Annotated in this window: 9 protein-coding genes and 1 pseudogene; 6 read left to right on the forward strand and 4 right to left on the reverse strand. The window is 64.1% G+C overall.

The features are described 5' to 3' along the window. Window positions 1-439: 439 nt before the first annotated feature. Window positions 440-1,003 carry a hypothetical protein gene (locus tag OU994_RS13170; RefSeq protein WP_281611104.1) on the forward strand — a complete coding sequence of 188 codons (564 nt, stop codon included), beginning with the start codon at window positions 440-442 and terminating at the stop codon, window positions 1,001-1,003. 680 nt (window positions 1,004-1,683) lie between these two features. Here the strand turns inward: OU994_RS13170 and OU994_RS13175 are convergent. Continuing rightward, a pseudogene (locus OU994_RS13175) lies at window positions 1,684-3,111 on the reverse strand (IS1182 family transposase); the annotation flags it as partial. A gap of 146 nt (window positions 3,112-3,257) precedes the next feature. On the opposite strand from OU994_RS13175, the gene OU994_RS13180 reads away from it, so the two are divergent. Further along, entirely contained in the window at window positions 3,258-3,710 is a 453-nt protein-coding gene (locus OU994_RS13180) for a hypothetical protein (protein WP_281611105.1), read from the forward strand. 294 nt (window positions 3,711-4,004) lie between these two features. On the opposite strand, the gene OU994_RS13185 is transcribed toward OU994_RS13180, so the two are convergent. Continuing rightward, complete coding sequence (locus tag OU994_RS13185) at window positions 4,005-5,273, reverse strand: TIGR04552 family protein (RefSeq protein ID WP_281611106.1); 1,269 nt, start codon at window positions 5,271-5,273, stop codon at window positions 4,005-4,007. A 304-nt stretch (window positions 5,274-5,577) separates the two neighbouring features. Beyond that, entirely contained in the window at window positions 5,578-6,534 is a 957-nt protein-coding gene (locus OU994_RS13190) for a hypothetical protein (protein ID WP_281611107.1), read from the reverse strand. Window positions 6,535-6,768: 234 nt separating this feature from the next. On the opposite strand from OU994_RS13190, the gene OU994_RS13195 reads away from it, so the two are divergent. The 3 genes from OU994_RS13195 (at window position 6,769) to OU994_RS13205 (ending at window position 12,687) form a co-directional block, all read left to right on the forward strand. After that, window positions 6,769-7,122 carry a GGDEF domain-containing protein gene (locus OU994_RS13195; RefSeq protein ID WP_281611634.1) on the forward strand — a complete coding sequence of 118 codons (354 nt, stop codon included), beginning with the start codon at window positions 6,769-6,771 and terminating at the stop codon, window positions 7,120-7,122. 467 nt (window positions 7,123-7,589) lie between these two features. Continuing rightward, a complete protein-coding gene (locus OU994_RS13200; protein WP_281611108.1) occupies window positions 7,590-9,230 on the forward strand; it encodes a diguanylate cyclase domain-containing protein in 1,641 nt (546 codons plus the stop codon). A 97-nt stretch (window positions 9,231-9,327) separates the two neighbouring features. Continuing rightward, window positions 9,328-12,687, forward strand: coding sequence for a PAS domain-containing protein (locus OU994_RS13205; protein WP_281611109.1), 3,360 nt, complete (start codon window positions 9,328-9,330; stop codon window positions 12,685-12,687). Window positions 12,688-13,120: 433 nt separating this feature from the next. Here the strand turns inward: OU994_RS13205 and OU994_RS13210 are convergent, their stop codons facing one another. Then, on the reverse strand, window positions 13,121-14,470 hold the full coding sequence (locus OU994_RS13210) for a metallophosphoesterase (protein WP_281611110.1): 1,350 nt from the start codon (window positions 14,468-14,470) through the stop codon (window positions 13,121-13,123). A 362-nt stretch (window positions 14,471-14,832) separates the two neighbouring features. Between OU994_RS13210 and OU994_RS13215 the strand changes: the two genes are divergently transcribed. Then, a complete protein-coding gene (locus tag OU994_RS13215; RefSeq protein WP_281611111.1) occupies window positions 14,833-18,105 on the forward strand; it encodes an EAL domain-containing protein in 3,273 nt (1,090 codons plus the stop codon). The last annotated feature ends 279 nt before the right edge of the window (window positions 18,106-18,384 follow it).

The following is an 18,384-nucleotide window of genomic DNA, read 5'->3' on the forward strand; positions in this document are numbered from 1 at the left end:
CGAGCGACAGCGAGGGCAATTGCTCATCCGTGCAGGGGTGGCGGTCTTTCCGGGCATGCTATCTCCCATATCAGTACTCTTCTGTCGTGCGACCTCTCTTGCTGTCTTCGCCAGCACCCGCTTTGATCGTCGGCACGTTGACCGCGCCTACAGCACCGCGGAGTATATGGCAGGTGCTTGGGCGGCTGCCCGGCATCAAGCCTGACCGGACATTGGCCACTGTCGGCGCCCGCGCAGCGCGGTGCCCCGCGATCGCGCTACCTCTCTCGCTGCCCTGGCCAGTGCCGTACACGGTGGCATTCGACGCGGCGAAAGGACGCTCGTACGACGTGCGGCCTTTGTGATCCTGATGCGAAGCTGCCCGGACGAGCGTTGACTTGCCCGGCCGTGGCGTAGATCATGGAAGAGGTCGAACCCCGGGAACAGGAGAGCACATCAGATGGGCACCCACACGCAAAGCGTCATGGACCGAGCGACATCCGATACGGAGAAGGCGAAGCGCCTTGGCGAATGCATCGTCGCCTGGCTGGTCGAGCAGGAGATCATCCAGCACCGGTTGACCGACTGCTGCTACAAGCCCGGTTATCCTCCCGGGCCGCATTACAGGCGGGCTTGCGGGGGCATTCCCGAGAGCGAGCGGGAAGCCGATTATGCCGATTTCCTGAAATACAACCCCAACGGCATGGAACTGTCGACGACGCGGAATGCCTTCTTCAATGGCCAGGGCGACTACGGCCCCGCGCGTTGCCCCCACTGCGCAGCGGAGCACGATATCCACCGGTTCTATGCGGCTGCCGACGTATGGCTGAAAGGAGGCGAGGGCGAACTGGCGTGCATGCAATGTGGCCAGGACGCGCCGGTGACGGCGTGGGAACACGACGATCTCCTGTTCGGCACGCTGGGCCTGCAGTTCTGGGAATGGCCGGACCTGTCACCTGAGTTCCTGCTGGAGCTCGAGCGGCGCACCGGACATCGGTGGACCTACATGTTCGGGAAGCTCTAGTGTTCCAGATCAGAATTCGCTGGATGAACCCAACGCAACGGTGCTTGTCGGAGCCGATGCTGTGTTGACATACCAAAAGCCGTGGAAGGCACAGCCCGTCACGGCCCACCAAAAGACTTTGGCATGTCCCTTCAGGAAGAAAAACATCTTTCCATTGAAAGCCTCGCGTTGCCCGGCTTTCCTCGCGCCAGGACGATCGGCCGGTATTGTCTGCCAGCCAACGCTGTACGAGTTCCCTCACCAACATGTCGGGCGTCACCCCGGGGTGCGTACCAGTGCCCGACTCAATCGCCGGCACGTTGACGACGCCAGCAGCACTCCGGAGGATCGGGCGTGCGCCCGGGCGGCAGCGTGGCGCCAGGCTGGACCGGACGATAGCAGTTGCCGGTGGTGTAATTTTCTAAATAGACGCGACGTTTTGGAAATTGCTGCGATTACCGGCGTAAGGTAGCAAGGCCCACCGCTTCTTGCTGAGTTACACTTGTCGCAATGAATTCCGCTATCGGCCCAGGCTGTGTAAAAACTCAGAAATGGATAGAGGTGATCAGTTTGCACCCGGCCACTGCATTTCTGCGGTTTGATGGGGCGCTACGTGAGCTGTTCCCATCTTTCGAGCTCGGCGACTGGACCAGTAGGATAACCGCTGCAAACGCACGTTGTAATGCCTGTAAAAGGGCATATGCCCTGACTGCTTCGATCATGCCATCGACACCAAGTAACGTCATCAAGCGCTTCAAGTTATAGGCGAGCACGTGCAGGCTCATCTCGGCCTTCACACGCTCAAGTCCTTTTGTCAGGAAATGCGTGGCGCCCATCCATGACTTGATCGTCCCGAAGGGATGCTCGACCGAGCAACGCCGGATTCGCATGGCGTCCGGATTTTGTTCAAGACGCTCCTGCATGTCGTCAAGCACGTCCTGGTGTTCCCAGCGCGTCACCCGGCGCTCCTGGCTCGGCGTGCACTTATCCTTGAGCGGGCAAGCCTTACAGTTCGAGCTCCAGTAGCGATGAAGCGTCATGCCCTTTTCAACGCCGGAAAATCGCCAGATCAGGGATTGGCCAGCTGGGCAGCGGTACTCGTTCTTCTCCCGATCGTAGACGAAATCGGCTTTGTCGAATCGCCCGTCGGCCTTGGCATTGGACGTCTTTGTCGCTGGCACTACTGCAGTGATGCCGGCTTGGCTGCATGCCAGGACTTCCTCGCCTTTGAAGTAGCCGCGATCAGCGATCGCAGTTAGCGTGTTGGTCCCGATTGCAGTGCGGGCCTTCTTGGCCATCCCTGACAGTTGATCGCGGTCGCTGCCGATATTGGTTACCTCGTGCTCGACGATCAGGTGGTGCTTGGCGTCGACCGCGGTCTGGACGTTGTACCCGACGATGCCCGAGCCTCGCGTCATCATTGAACGGGCATCCGGATCGGTCAGCGAGATCTGCGTTTCGCCAGTCGCTTCCAGCTTCGCTTCGATTTCCTTAAGGACAGCCATCTGCGACTTCATCGCCGCGATTCTATCGTTCAGCCGGGTGCTGCGCGCTTGTTTCGTCGCCGGTTCTTGCCTGTCAGCCGTGTCCAGGTCTGCCAGGTAACGACCGATGTTGGCCTCGATCTCTTCCATCCTGCGCTTGAGCTTGGCCTGCGTGAAATTGCGATCACTGCTGTTGACTGCCTTGAACTTGCTGCCGTCAATTGCGACCATTGCATCGGCGAACAGGTCCAGTTGCTGGCACAGTACGATGAACTGCCGGCAGACATTGCGAATCGCCTTGCCGTTGTCCTTTCGGAAGTTGGCAATCGTTTTGAAGTCCGGCGTCAGCCGCCCCGTCAGCCACATCAGTTCCACATTACGCTGCGCTTCACGCTCGAGCCGCCGGCTCGACTGAATGCGGTTGAGGTAGCCGTAGATGTAGAGCTTGAGCAGTACTGCTGGATGGTAGGACGGTCGTCCGGTCCTGGCCGGCTGCACACGCCCGAAGCCGAGTTTTCCCAAGTCGAGTTCTTCTACAAATACATCGACCACGCGAACCGGATTGTTCTCGGCCACGTAGTCGTCCAGCAGCTCAGGCAGCAACGTCCCCTGTCCTCGGTCTTCGCCTTCGATGAAACGCTTCATCTTGCACCCCGGTTGATGAGATACTCACCCAACGTTTACCGAACTGGTTTCGTTTACACTGCCGGCGTTTTTACACAGCCTGGGCCAGGAGCGGACCTTCACTAACTCTACATAAATTATACGTGTCCTCAGGTTGAGAAATTTTCATGAACAGTGAATTGCATAAACTCCTAAAATCATGCGATGTCCTCGGCGCTTGGGAGTTTCCCCCTGGCGCGAATTGGGATCAATCCATTGACGAGATTAGAAGCCTGAAAATGGAAGTCGACCGTGTACTTGGCGTTCCTACTCGGCTGGATGACCAAGTACAGGACGCGTCTTTTTTTGCGGATCTAGGTGTATTGAAGCAACTGCCTTCGCCCGACAAGACATTGGTTTTATCATATGATTTTTGCTTAAGGTTCTCATGGTTCTCAAGGCTCTTCACCGTATTTGGGGACCGGTGGACAGAATATGACGTGAGCCGAATTTTTGAAGTCCTCGACAAGAATGGCTTCGTTTACGTTCCGTCAAGTGAGCTTGATGAGCTATATGACGGGATCAACGAGCCATTTGAGACTGGCCTCACCTGGTGGACACGGTACTTCGATTATTTATAGACTGGGTTAGCTGCGGCCTGACATGGCGAGCTAAAGACACAGTCCCATTTGAACTTCTACCAAGTACTATGTTGGCGAGTCCGAGTCTAAAGGCAAAGGGTCTGCTTCGGGACGAAACCGGCCATTGGCGAAAGCCCGCGATCAGCCCGTCTATCGACGCCAAGCGGCCTGGCGTTTTGCCAACGGTTTATTCCCTTCGTCCCACTCGACAACCATCCGCCGGCCCCTGACGGCCCACTGCGCAAGTGCGGCGGATTCGCAAAATCGAAGTGCCAGGGCGCGGCCTCGATCGGGTCAGGCGGCGGAAGATAGCGCCGCCAGCGGCTCAGGCATCTGGTCCGATACCGGGCTGGAGTGCGCAGCGATCCAGTCGCTCAGGTCACGCCCGAGAACGCGCAGGCGCGCTGTCTCGACCTGGCGGCGCTTGTACGCGTCGTGGCTGGACGGCCCGGTCATGCTGCGCCGGTGGCTTTCCTTGTCCATCAACTGCAGTTCATAGTCGAAGAAAAAGCCGACGTCATAGTCCTGGCCCGCCGTTTCAGGATAGCCTTGCCCGGCCTGCAGATGGATCATCTTGCGCACCGTGACCTGGATGCTGCTGAAATCGGCCCCGCTGTGGGGATTGTCGGCGCGCGTCTGGCGCTTGGCGACGGCCAGGAGCTCCGCGTCCATCTTTTGCAGCAGCTCGGCCGGATACTCGTGGCTACGCTCCAGCATGCAGCGGTATTTCACGAAGATTTCCTTGGCCGCTTCCAGGTCGAGCAAGGTATTGCGGGTGCGATTGGGTTCAATATTGGTAATGGACAGGATGTGCGCGCGCTGCAGCGTCTCCAGCGCCAGCAGGCATTCGAAGCGGGTGCCGAAGACGAGGCGCACGCCCAGGTGGTCGTAAATGTCCTGCGCGAGATAAGCCGCCTTTTGCAGCAGCTTGAGCAGGATGCTGTTGCGCCCCTTGTTGCGCTTGCGTTCGTGGTGGTGCAGGGGTAGGCACAGCTCGCCGTTGGACAGGAAAAATTGTCCCTCGTCGTCTTCGTGGATGACTTCGTCGAGCGTGGCGAACACCTGGTCGCGGATCGTATTGAAGTGCCTCAGCTCCAGGTTGTTGTCGATGTAGAAAATCGCATGCATCACCTTGAGGATGGCACAGGACCACATGCGCTGCTCGCTATGTTGCTGCGCCTGGTGGGACGCGTAGACCAGCAGCTGGACCGGATCACCGGGCTCCAGCACTTCGCGCGGAATGAGCTTTTCCTGGCCCGGCTGCAGGAACGTGCCGATGATGAAATCGACCGCCTCGCGGTGGCCGTTGCGGATGATTTCTCGCGCGGCCGGCTGGTCCAGGTCGTAGCCGTATTCGCGCACGAATTCGCGCGCATCGTGCAGGTTGCGCAGGGCAAGCGCGCCGAGGTCGATTGCCGAGCGTCCGCTGGCGATGGCCCCGAGGTAGCCCCAATTTAACGAGAATTTGCGCTTGGTCTCGAGCGTGGGCCGGAATTCACTCATATCTGCTGCCTTGATTTGCTTCGCTCGATCAAGTATCCGGTCGTTCGGAATTGAGGTCAATCAATATCCGATGCTGTGGTGCATCAATTCTCCTTCCGGCCACAACGTTGCGTGCCGTGTCGCCAGGAATACATGGACGGGTACCCGGCACCTCCCTTGGTCATGGACATCCCTGCAACGTTACAAGAATCCCGCTGTAGGGTGAAACCTCCTAGTCGCGGCGTTCCGTCAGTTTTCGCTACACTCCGGTATTGGCGAAAAGGCATCTCGCGCCCGATCTAGTGTGCAGCTGTCGCCGGTCAGCCCTGGCTGAGCCATCTGGTGCGCCCCCGCCGAGCTAGCGTGCATGATTTAAACTCCATGCTTATTTCTGCACTTCGCCGTTTAGTTGCAGAACATTGGTCTGATAGTCGAACTCATAATTGTCCTCCCCGTTACCTTCAGTAGCCGATATGGAGGCGCGAATTTTTTGTCCAACTAGGCTGGTTTTTAGTTCCGCTTCATGATGGCAGCTGATCGAGCTCGACAGCGCCGATTCGCCGCCTTTCATCGTGAGGAAGTAGTAGGCTACGGGGCAAGTACCATTAGCCCCCGTGCCTATGCTCAGCACTGCTACCTCAGTGTTGCCGATACTATACTTCGCCAGTATGTCGAGATCCATTACGTCTTCTAAAAGAACTTTATCATTAAGCATAACGTTTCCGTAGATGCTGTCCTTTTTTGACAAGATGAGTACGCCGCCATTCGTTTGAAACGGCTCTAAAGAGGGTTTCGTCCCTGGTTGACCCGGCGACTCTTCAGCGCGGGAAAGGTCGCCCGCCCCCTGTTGCGTGTCGCCTCGTGCCTTTGCACCAGTTGGACGCAGTTCTACGACGCCTGCAGAGTCAACGGGTTGAAATTCAAGATTGTCCAGACCGTCCAGCAGGCGCCATCCTTTTTCGGACTTGATTAGGGAGCCAGTACCCTTTACATCGTATTCCTTAGCGCGGCTAGGCTTACCATTTTGGGCAAAAAGCAGGAGAGGGATCCATTTCGAACACGCCATCAGTTGCTCAGCGGTCTCGGGCGTCGGTGCTGCGAAAAACTCATCAAACTGCTGATCCGATACGGTTACCCGCAGTTTCCCTTTAAACTCAACAATATATTGTCCTTCGCGCGGAATTCCATCCGTTTTGACAACGTCACTCACTTTCCATAAAGGGCACGAAAGCTCTTCAATAACAAATGGTGTAATATCTGCAGCCCCTGGCTTCGACGGCGAGCAAGCACCTATCGAAAACGATAACCCTATTGCAAGGAGCGGACTGATTAAGTTTTTCATCTCACGCGAATATAAATTTGTTGAGGTACGAGGGTGACATGCACGGCTGCGTCTCGCGCGATGCTGGCGCCCGGCCACGATGCTGGGAAATTGTCTCACGGCAATTGGCTGGGATACCGGGTTCGTTCCGATTTCTCGTTTGCCGGTTGCATAGCTGCAACGGCGAAGGCGTGGTAGCTATTCCTGAAGTCGTAACAACGACGCTTTCAGAATCGCGTCAGCAGCGGTAACAAACTGCTCGTAAGTCTAAGAGTATTCGACGACGAAATGCGCGCCCGGCTGCGCGCGGAAGACCGCCTGGTTCGCTGGGGTGGCGAAGAATTCCTGGTGCTGCGCCGCGGCGCCTCCGTCGATGAAACGCTGGCGCTGGCCGAGCGCTTGCGTGGCGCGATGGCCGATATCGCCTGGCCGTCCGGCCTGCGCGTCACCGCATCGTTCGGTGTCACCGGCACGCACGAGGGCGAAGACATCGGCGTGGCGCTGCGCCGGGCCGACCACGCGCTGTACATCCCCAAGAAGAACGGCAGGAACCGCGCCGAGTGCGCACGGGATGCGCAGCGGGCAGTCGATCATGGTGTCGCATCGTAGCCGTTATCGCAGGTGGAGCGCCGCCCGATGCCGCCCAGCGCGGCGCGTGGCTCATCCATGCAACACTCCGCCCCATTTTGGTAGCGCTAATCCAGTCTCCGCGTTAAAATTTCTTCTGGGTAAATAAAGTAACCCAAAACCCAACATCCGGCCGTAACGCCGTGAAGTTAGGCCGACCCCAAGGGCAACTTCCGGGGTCAGACCCGGCGGGTCTGACCCCAGCCCCTCGCCGTTGGGGTGCTTGCATGCGCTTTCAATGTGTCAGGTAACGCTTAACTTAACGGCATTAACATCCGGCCGCTAATGCCGAGACCCTTTCGCCTCCGGCGAACATTTCCGGAGCAGGGCGTGATCCATACCGATTCCCGTATTTCCAGGCCATCACCGTCGGGCTCGATCCCGGGCGGCAGCCGTGCGAGCGCCGCGGCAGTGGCAGCCTGACTCCGCAACCCGATCGCCGCCACACCATGGTCCTGTATCCCCGCACGCTGAAGTCGCGCATCGCCATCCTGGTGGGCGTGCTCGCGCTCGCGTCGGCGGTGCTGGCGTCGCTGGCCGTGCTGCATCCGATGCGCCAGCAGATGCGCGCCGTCGTCGGCAACCAGCAGGCGGCGCTGCTCGCGAGCACGGCGGCCGCGCTCGACCAGCAGATCAGCGACCGGCGCACCCTGCTGCGTGCCGTGGCGGAAAGCGCCGCGAGGGAGGGCGGGCTGCGGCCCGCTGGCCTCCAGTCGCTGCTGGAACAGCATCCGGTACTGCGCGACGAATTCGACAACGTCGTGGTGCTCGATGCGTCGGGGACGCTGATCGCCAACCTGGCCGACCGGCGGGCCACCGGTGACCGGGGCGCCGCGAAGGCCAGGACGTTCCGGGAAACCATCGCTACCCGCGAGGGCGTGATCTCGCCGCCGTATCGCAGCCCGTTCACGGGCAAGCCGACCATCGTGCTCCTCGAGCCGGTGATCGGCGAGGACGGTTCGGTCGCCTATGTCCTCGGCGGCGCCCTCAGCCTCGTCAACGCCCGCTTCATGGGGCAGTTCCTGGCATCCCGGCCCGGCTCGTCGGCGTATTTCTTCCTGATCGACCAGCAGGGCACCATCCTCTATCATCCCGATGCATCGCGCGTGCTGCGCAATGTCTGGCGCGAGGAGGGCGGCATCACCGACACCACGCGGCAAGCCCTGGCAGGGTTCGAAGGGTGGACCGAGGGCATTACCAAGGAAGGCCAGCGCGCGCTCCTCGCCGCCACGCACCTGCGGCGCACCGGGTGGACGCTCACGGTCGTCTATCCCGCGGCCGAAGCCTTCGCGCCATTGCAGCAAGGCGAGGATGCTGCCTGGCTGTCGGCGGCAGCGGTCACGTTGCTGGCCGCAGGCGCCGGCCTGTGGCTGGTGTCCCGTTTCCTCCGGCCGCTCAGGCGCCTGCACCGGCAAGTCGACATGCTGGCCGCCGGCACGGCGGACATCGGCGTGCTGGATTCGGCACGGGCCGACGAAATCGGCAGCCTCAGCCGGGCGTTCTTCGGCCTGTCGCAGCAGCGGCGTGCCGCCGAGGAGCGGCTTGCCCTGCTGAGCCGGACGGATGTGCTGACGGGATTGAACAACCGGCGCATGTTCGAGGCGGAGCTCCCGGCGGCGATCGCGCGCGCCCGCCGCCAGCACCAGGGGCTGGTACTGGCGTTCCTCGATATCGACCGCTTCAAGGACATCAACGACACGTTCGGGCATGCCATCGGCGACCGGGTGCTCGGCGAGTTCGCCGACCGCCTGCGCCGGAGCGTCCGCGAAGTCGACACGATCGCGCGCCTGGCGGGCGACGAATTCGTCATCATCTTCGAGACCATCGACACGCAGGCGCGCATCGCACCGATCGTGGACAAGCTGCTCGCGGCCATCCGTGAGCCGTTCGCGTGCGGCGGCATGATGCTGGACGTGACGGCGACGGTCGGGGTGGCGTACAGCACCGGCAAGGTCGCGCCCGACAAGCTGCTCAAGATCGCCGACGATGCCCTGTACGAAGCCAAGGCCGCCGGCCGGAACACCTGGGCGCTGCGCCACGTGGATGTCGCCGCGGATCCGCTGAAGGATGCCGGGCCGCCGGCGTCCTGACCATCAGGGCCGGGGCGCCGGTCTGCCGCACGGGAGCGGCGCGCGCGGATGACGGGGGCACCTGCTATACAATCCGGTCTTCAAGACAACGATTGTCATGTTTACCCGCGATGGCGTTACCGATATGTCGATAGCAGTGCTCCCGGATCCGGGCTTTGACGATGCGCGGCAGGGCGACGATGGCCTGTTCGACTACCGCGGCCCGATGGCCAGGAAGATGCGCGAGCTTGACTGGCGCGCCACGCCGCTGGGACCGGTGCACGCCTGGCCCGCCAGCCTGAAGACCGCGGTCAGGATCCTGCTGCAGTGCCAGCTGCCGATGTACATCGCCTGGGGCCGCGAATTCGTCCAGCTGTACAACGATGCCTACTTGCCGATCCTCGGCGCCAAGCATGCCGGCGCGCTGGGTGGCGCCGCGCCGGAGACATGGCACGAGATCTGGCATGTCATCGGCCCCATGTGGCAAGAGGTGTGGGAGGGCAAATCGTTCGGCTTCGACGACTTCAAGCTCACCATCGACCGCTTCGGCTACAGCGAAGACTGCTACTTCAACTATTCGTACAGCGCCGTGCCGGACGACGCCGGCAACGTCGGTGGCGTCCTTGTCACGTTCACCGAGACCACCCAGAAAGTCCTGTCGCAGCGCCGCCAGAGCTTCCTGCTGTCGACCGCGCACAGTTTCCGCGAGCTGACCGACCCCTTCGACATCATGCGCGCCGCCAGCGAGCTGCTGGGAACGCACCTGGGCGTCGCGCGGGCCGGCTATGGCGAGATCGATGCGGCGGGCGAAACCGTGTCCGTCAAGGACGACTGGACCGCGCCAGGCATGGCCAGCCTGGCCGGCGAACAGCGGCCGCTGGCCAGTTTCGGCCCGGCGATCATCGACGTGCTGCGCCGCGGCGAGGTACTGCGGCTGGACGATATCGCCACGGATGCCCGCTCCGCCCCGTATGCGGCGGGCTATGCCAGCATCGGCACGCAGGCGCTGCTGGTGGTGCCGATCATCCGCGACGGGCGCTTCGCGGCGATCCTGTACCTGCACCAGCCGGCGCCGTGCCAGTGGCGCGACGAAGACGCGGCGCTCGCGCGCGACGTGGCCGACCAGACCTGGGAAGCCGTGGCGCGCGCCCGCGTGGAACTGGACCTGCGCGAAAGCGAGGATCATTTCCGCCACACCGTCGCACTCAATCCCGATGTGCAGTGGACCGCCGACGCGCAAGGCATCGTCGATCCGCTGCCGCCGCGCTGGCAGGAGTGGACCGGGCAGCAGGCCGGCGATGGCGACTGGATGCTGGCCGTGCATCCGGACGACCGGCCCAGGGCAGCGCATGCCTGGGCGCATGCCGTGCTGGCAGGGCAGCCCTTCGACGTGCAGGCGCGCATCCGCCTGGCCGATGGCCGCCATCACTGGATGCACGCGCGCGCCACGCCGCGCCGCGACAGCGCGGGAAGCATCGTCAAGTGGTACGGCATCACGCAGGATATCCAGGCGTACCGGGATGCCATCGACGACCAGGAACGGCACCGCCAGGATTTTCGCAAGCTGGCCGAGACCATGCCGAACCATGCGTGGGTGATGGACGGCGCGGCCCGCCTTTCCTGGTGCAATAACGAGTTCCTGGCCTATGCGGGCATGGGCGAGGACGCGCTGCATGGTACCGGCTGGACCGCCATCGTGCATCCGGACGACCTTGGCCATGCGCTCGACGCCTGGCGCGAGTGCACGGCGACCGGCGCCGCCTACGACAACGAACTGCGCCTGCGCCATGGCGGCAGCGGCGCCTACCGCTGGTTCATCGCCCGGGCCCTGCCCGCGCACGATCCGGTGACGGGCGAGCTGCGCTGGATCGGCACCAGCACCGATGTGCACGCGCAAAAGTCCCTGGCCGATTCGCTCGCCACCATCAACCATGGGCTGGAAGAAGAAGTGGCGCGCCGGACGGCCGACCGTGACCGCATGTGGCGCCTGTCCACGGACGTGATGCTGGTGGCCCGCTTCGATGCGACCATCGTCGCCGTCAATCCGGCGTGGACGGAGCTGCTCGGCTGGACCGAACAGGACCTGCTGGGCCAGCGCTTCCTCGACCTGGTGCATCCCGACGACGTGGCGGCGACCGTGGCGGAGTCCGGGCGCCTCGCCGACGGTATCAAGACCATGCGCTTCGAGAATCGCTACCGGCATCGCGACGGCTCGTACCGCTGGCTATCCTGGACGGCGGTGCCGGACGAGTCGTTCATCCATGCGGTGGCGCGCGACGTCACCCAGGAAAAGGAGCAGCGCCTGGCCCTGCAGCACGCCGAGATGGCGCTCCGCCAGGCGCAAAAGCTGGAGTCGATCGGTAAGCTGACGGGCGGCGTGGCGCACGATTTCAACAATATCCTGCAGGTGCTGCAGGGCAGCCTGCAACTGCTGCAGGGGCATGTCCGCGGCAACGCGGCGGCCGGGCAGCGCATCGCCACGGCGCTGCGCGCGGTGGAGCGGGGCGGGCGGCTGTCCGCGCAGCTGCTGGCGTTCGCGCGGCGCCAGCCGCTGCAGCCCACCGTCCTCGATCCCCGCCTGGTCCTGGAAAGCATGGACGAACTGCTGCGCCGGGCGGTGGGCGACGAAATCGCGTTCCAGGTGGTGTGCGGCACGGCGCCATGGCCGGTATCGGTCGACAAGGACCAGCTGGAAAACGTGCTGCTGAACCTCGTCATCAATGCGCGCGACGCCATGCCCGGCGGCGGCACGCTCGCCGTGGAAATCGCCAACGTGGCGCGGGTCGACGGCGACCTGGCCAGCCACGCCGGATCGATCGCGGGCGAGCACGTCATGTTCGCGGTGGTGGACACGGGCACCGGCATGACGCGCGAAGTCCTCGAGCAGGCCTGCGAGCCGTTCTTCACCACCAAGCCGGTGGGCGAGGGCACCGGCCTCGGCCTGAGCATGGCCTACGGCTTCGTGCAGCAGAGCGGTGGCCATTTCCGCATTGCCAGCGAGCCGGGCAAGGGCACGGCCGTGCGCCTGTATTTCCCGCGCTGCACGGAGGCCGGCGCGCCCGTGTCGCCGGCAGCGCCGCCGCGCTGCGAAGGGGGCAGCGAGACCATCCTGGTGGTCGAGGACGATCCCGACGTGCAGGCTACCGTGGTGGGCATCCTGAAGGACCTCGGCTATCACGTGGTGTGCGCAAGCTGCGCCGAGGCCGGGCTGGAACTCATCCGGAGCGGCACGCCGGTCGACCTGCTGTTCACCGACGTCATCATGCCCGGCGCGATGCGCAGTCCCGAGATGGTCCGCCATGCCAGGGCGCTCCTGCCGGGGCTGGCCGTGCTGTACACCTCGGGGTATGCGCAGGACGCCATCGTCCACGACGGGCGGCTCGACCCGGGCGTGCAGCTGCTCTCGAAGCCGTACAGCCGGGAGCAGCTGGCCGGCCGTATCCGCCGGATGCTGGGCAACGGCAACACGGGCCGCTGATCCCGCGCGCCGGCGCAGGGCCGCCGGCCCGGCGCCAATCGGGCGCGACTTGTGTTGCGATTACATTACCATTGCATGCTTGCAGCATAGAAGGATGTCCGTGGGCGCTTCGCCCGGCAAGGCGCGGCGCCACGGACGATGCCACGATGATCAACCGGACCGGCACGTGCGCGGAGGCTCGCCGGTCATTGCGGGAGCATGCCCATGAAACACACCCAGACTCCGCCGCCGGATCGATCCGAGATCGATATCGACAGCATCGTGCCGGCCGATTTCCCCGTGCCGGACGACGTGCTCGACATGATCGACGATGCGGTAGCGGCGCCCGATGCCGCGTTCGACGAACACGCCATCGCGCTGCAATATTGCGGCACCGCCTATCACGCCCGTTTCGCCACTTGCCAGGCCCTGGCGCAGCAGCTGTGTGCGCTCATCAGGGAACGCGGCGAAGGCTCCCCTTCGCAGGCGGAACAACGCCATGTGCTGGTCCGCTACCGGAGCGCGCTGGCGCTTTCCGGCTGGACGTCGCTCGAGGAAGCCTACTGGGTAACGCACCGGATGGCGCTCTGGCTCGGCTGGCACGGCGCCGTGGCGCGCACGCGCGGGCCGGTGCACTGACGCGGCGAATGGATTGATTTCCCGCGCCCGGCCGGCAGTTCGCCGGTTTCGCGGTCCGCAGCGTGATCAGCGTGATATCGGAAGGCCTGCCCAGCCGGATCGGGAAGCCCGGCCACAGCCCGGCGCCATTGCTCACGTAGAGCATCCCCCGGCCCACCGCATAGCGCCCGGATACAAAACCCCTGTTGAAGCGCGCGATGATCCAGTCCAGGCCGACGGCGTGCCCGCCATGGGTGTGGCCGGACAGTTGCAGGTCGACGCCCAGCGGCTGGTTGTGCAGCACGTTGGCCGGCCGGTGATCGAGCAGCACCACGGGCAGGCCAGCCGGCTTGCCGGCCAGGGCGGCGGCGGTGTCGGGAACGCGCTGCCCGTGGCGGGCGGCCATCAGGTCGGGAACGCCGGCCAGCACGAAGCCCTGGCGGATCACCACGTGGCGGTTCTCCAGCATGGCGATGCCGAGTTCGTCGAACTTGCGCATCCACGCCACGTAGTCGGCATAGTATTCATGGTTGCCCGCCACCGCGTACACGCCGTCCCTGGCCGACAGGCCGGCCAGTGGCGCCACGTCGGCGGCCCGCGCGGCGGGCGTGCCGTCGACCAGGTCGCCCGAAATGACGATCAGGTCCGCCCCCGCGGCATTGGTGGCCGCGACGGTCGCCGCGGCCCACGGCGCCTGCAACAGGCGGCTCAGGTGCAGGTCGGTCAGGTGCGCGACCTGGTAGCCGTCGAGTTCCGCCGGCAGGCCGGCCAGCGCGACGTCCATCCGCTTGACGGCCGGCACCCTGATGGCCTGCGCCACACCGATGCTGGCCAGGACCAGGCTGGCGACCAGGAAGGCATGGGGTGCCGCCCGGTTGCCCAGGATGGCCCGCCCGGCCGCGCGCGACGGCAGCCACGCCGCCAGGCCGGCCAGGTCGCGGAGCAGGAGCAGCGCCGCCGTCGTGGCCAGCGTGCCATACGCCACGCTGACGCCGATCAGCGCGGCCCGGGGGATTTCCGGCGACGCGATGGTGCCGCCGAAGACGCGGGCGACCAGCCAGTGATGTTCGATCAGCGCCATGAGCAGGGCCGCCAGCGCGGCCTTGCCGGCCACGCCGAGGCGCAAGGTCCAGACGTACCGCCAGATCAGGTACGCGCCGAGGACGAGGTTTACGATGGGCAGCACGGGAAAATCCTTGGAGTCGTTCGATGACCCTGCACCGCTGTGGGCAGGGCCGTTCGGGATGAGTGGAAAACGCGGGCGACAGCGTAGCACGGATGGGCTTTTCATGGCTGAGCACTGCGCGCTTCCGACCGCGGTCAGCCAGGCGACGCCGGTCGTGGAGCCCGCCATGCGCGGCGAAGGGACGCCAGGGGATGTGAGGCAGGGCAAGCAGTGACAACAAGTCCGTGCGATGCGTCCTTGCCGGCTGCAATGCGGTACTCTCTTGTTTACTTTCAGTTGCATTCCCTGGTGACGGCGCGCTGTTGCGCTGGCCAGATGAATGACGGTTCATACATGAAGTGCATACGCTTCGCCAAGCTGGCATGGCCACTGTTTCCTTCCTCGTCCGCGTGCTGCTGGCGATCGGCCTCTGCCTGTCCACGGCGGCCTTCGCCGCGCCCCTGCGCGTGGTGCTGGAACGGAACTACCCGCCGTTTGCCTTCCGCAATGCCGACGGCAAGCTGGAAGGCTATTCGGTCGACCTGTGGCGCCTGTGGGAGCAGCAGACGGGCATAAAGGTCGAACTGCATCCGGTCGACTGGCCCGATGTGCAGCGGCTGCTGCGCGAAGGCCGGGTCGACGTGGCCGACACCATTTTCCACACCGAAGGGCGCACCGCGTACCTGGATTTCTCCGCGCCCTATGCGGACGTGACGACGTCGATCTATGCGCACCGGGCCATCACCGGCATCCATGATTTCGCCAGCCTGAAAGGATTCGCGGTCACGGTGCAGGTCGACGATGCCTGCGTGGAGCGGCTGCAACGCCGCCGCGTGGATGTGCGGACCATGTCGTACCAGGCGCTGCTTGCCGGGCTTGCCGATCGCAGCGTCAAGCTACTGTGCATGGACGACAACGCAGCCAACTACGATTTCTTCCGGCTCGGCGTGCATGACGAGTACATGAAAACGGTCGAAGTCGCGCAAACGCAGGTGCGCCGGGCGGTCAGGAAGGGCGACGCGGCGACGCTGGCGCTGGTCGAGGGCGGCATGGCCCGCATCAGCCCCGACGATATCGCCGCCCTGCACGACAAATGGATGGGACGCCCGCTGGGCTTCGCCAGCTACGGGCGCCCGCTGCTGCAGGCGCTGGCCGTGCTGGGCGGGCTGGTCCTGCTGCTGGGTGCGTGGCTGGTGTCGGTGCGCAAGGCGGTGCGCACCCGCACCGGCGAACTGGAGTACGAGAAGGCGCAATTGCGCACGCTGATCGAGAGCAGCACGGACCTGATCTGGCTGAAGGATGCCGCAGGCATCTACCAGGCCTGCAACCGGCAATTGACGGCACTGCTCGACCGGCCCAAGGAAGAGATCATCGGCAAGGACGATGTCGCGCTGTTCGGCGCGCAGGCGGGGGAACGCTTCCGGCGCGACGACATCGCCGCGCTGCTGGCCGGCCGCGCGCTCACGGCGGAAGACCACGTGGCGCTGCCGGGCCAGGCCGGCGAGCGCGTGTTCGAAACCATCAAGACCCCGATCCGGAACGCCGACGGCACGGTGCTCGGCGTGCTGGGCGTGGCGCGCGACATCACCGAGCGGCGCGAGCGCGAACGCCTGCTGTTCGAGCAGGACAGGCTGCTCCAGGAAATGAGCGCGCTGGCCCGCATCGGCGCCTGGGAGCTCGACCCGGCCGATGGACAATTGCGCTGGACCGACGAGGTGGCGCGCATCTGCCAGGCCGTGACGGCCCGGCCGCTGACGCTGGAACTCTTCCTGGGCTGCTGCAAGGTGAGCGACCGGAAAGTGGCCGAGCAAGCCTGCGCGGCGGCCATCGCGCGCGGCGAGCCGTTCGACCTGGAACTGGAGTTCGAGACGTCGGGTCCGCGCACCTGGGTGCGCATGCTGTGCAGCCCCGTGCTCGACGGCGACCGGGTGGTCAAGCTGCGCGGCACGGTGCAGGACGTGACCGAGCGCCGCGCGCTGGAAGAGTCGATGCGCATGGCGAACCTGATCTACCAGACCAGCCCGGAAGCCATCGTCGTCACCGATGCCGACAACCGCATCGTCGACGTCAATCCCGCGTTCACGGCACAAACCGGCATGTCGCTGGCCTCGGCCCGTGGCACGCGCCCGGGACTGTTCGAATCGGCCATGCACGACAGCGGCTTCTATGCGCACCTGTGGCAGCACCTGGTGGCCGATGGCCAGTGGCAGGGCGAAGTGCTGGACCGCGATGCCAACGGCACCGAGACCACCATGTGCGTCGATATCCGCATGATCCGCCAGCCGGACGGCGGCATCTTCCGCCACGTGATCCAGTTCCACGACATCAGTGCCCAGAAACAAAAGGACGAGCTGATCTGGCGCCAGACCAACTTCGACGCGCTGACCGGGCTGCCGAACCGCCGGCTGTTCCTCGACCGTCTCGAACAGGACATCCGCAAGGCGCACGGCGCCGGCGAGGCGCTGGCCGTGCTGCAGCTCGATTTCGACCGCTTCCGCGACATCAACGACAGCTTCGGCGCCGCCCAGGGCGACCGGGCGCTGATCGAGCTGACCGGGCGCATCGCCGGCTGCCTGCCCGACGATGCGACGATGGGCCGCCTCGGGGGCGATGCGTTCGCGCTCGTGATCCACGAAGTCGAGGGGCAGTTGCATCCGGAGCCGCTGGCCCAGGCCGTGATCGAGGCCGTGGCGGCGCCGCTGCACCTCGACCCGGACGGCGTGGCCTACGCGTCCGCCAGCGTGGGCATCAGCGTCTATCCGGAAAACGGCAGCGATGCCATCCAGCTCGTCAGGCATGCCGAGCACGCGGTAAGGCTGTCCAAGGAAGCCGGACGCGGGCAATTCCAGTATTTCATGCCGGAGCTGCACGAGCGGGCGCATGTGAACTTCTTGCTGACCAACGACTTGCGCGAGGCATTGGCCCGCCATGAGCTGGCCGTGCACTACCAGCCCATCGTCGAAGTTGCCACGGGCAATATCCGCAAGGCCGAGACGCTGCTGCGCTGGCGCCATCCGGAACGCGGCATGGTCAGCCCGGCGCTGTTCATCCCGCTGGCGGAAGAGGCGGGGCTGATCCGGGAGATCAGCGAATGGGTGGTGGAGGAAGCCATCGCCAGCGTGTTGCGGTGGAACCGGATGTACGGCCGCGTGATCGAACTGAGCGTCAACATATCCGCATCGCAATTCGAGCAGCGCGGCCCGCTGTCCTGGCTCGACCGCGTGGTCCAGGCGAACTTGCCCCACCACAGCATTACCGTGGAAATCACCGAAGGGGTGCTGGTCCACGATGCCGAGCAGGTGAACCGGTGCCTCGGCACGCTGCATGCCGCCGGGGCAAAGGTGTCGATCGACGACTTCGGCACCGGCTTTTCGGCGCTGTCCTACCTGAAGCGCTTCGAGATCGATTACCTGAAGATCGACAAGTCGTTCATCGACAACCTGCCCGGCGACAGCGGCGACAAGGCGCTCACCGAAGCCATCGTCGACCTGGCGCACCGGCTCGGCATCGAGGCCATTGCCGAAGGCGTCGAGACGGGCGCGCAGCGCGATGCCCTGGCCGCCATCGGCTGCGACTACATCCAGGGCTATTTCTATTCGAAGGCGGTGACCCGCGAAGTCTTCGAGCGGCTGCTGGAAGGGCAGGTGGCCCATTGAGGCTGGTGCTGTTTGGCCAGTTGAAGGCGCCACATATCTCAAGCGCGCCGGCATGCCACCAGCCGTTCGCCGTTGGGGTGTATGCATGCGCTTTCAATGTGTCGGGTAATGCTTAACTTGACGGCATCAACCACGGCGCAGACTCAGGCGCGGCCATGCCAAGAACACCCCCTGTCATTCTTGCCAAAACACCCATATAATTGAATGATAATGAGAACGATTTGCGTTTAATGGGGATGCACGCATGGTTCATGATTCAACAGTGTCACGTTCCTTCGC

It is taken from the genome of Pseudoduganella sp. SL102, from assembly GCF_027856995.1.
Taxonomy (GTDB): domain Bacteria; phylum Pseudomonadota; class Gammaproteobacteria; order Burkholderiales; family Burkholderiaceae_D; genus Rugamonas; species Rugamonas albidiflava.

Coding starts and splice junctions, on each gene's coding strand:
- OU994_RS13205 (WP_281611109.1), top strand. CDS start 9,328: ATGTTTACCCGCGATGGCGTTACCGATATGTCGATAGCAGTGCTCCCG.
- OU994_RS13215 (WP_281611111.1), top strand. CDS start 14,833: ATGGCCACTGTTTCCTTCCTCGTCCGCGTGCTGCTGGCGATCGGCCTC.
- OU994_RS13170 (WP_281611104.1), top strand. CDS start 440: ATGGGCACCCACACGCAAAGCGTCATGGACCGAGCGACATCCGATACG.
- OU994_RS13200 (WP_281611108.1), top strand. CDS start 7,590: ATGGTCCTGTATCCCCGCACGCTGAAGTCGCGCATCGCCATCCTGGTG.
- OU994_RS13180 (WP_281611105.1), top strand. CDS start 3,258: ATGAACAGTGAATTGCATAAACTCCTAAAATCATGCGATGTCCTCGGC.
- OU994_RS13190 (WP_281611107.1), bottom strand. CDS start 6,534: ATGAAAAACTTAATCAGTCCGCTCCTTGCAATAGGGTTATCGTTTTCG.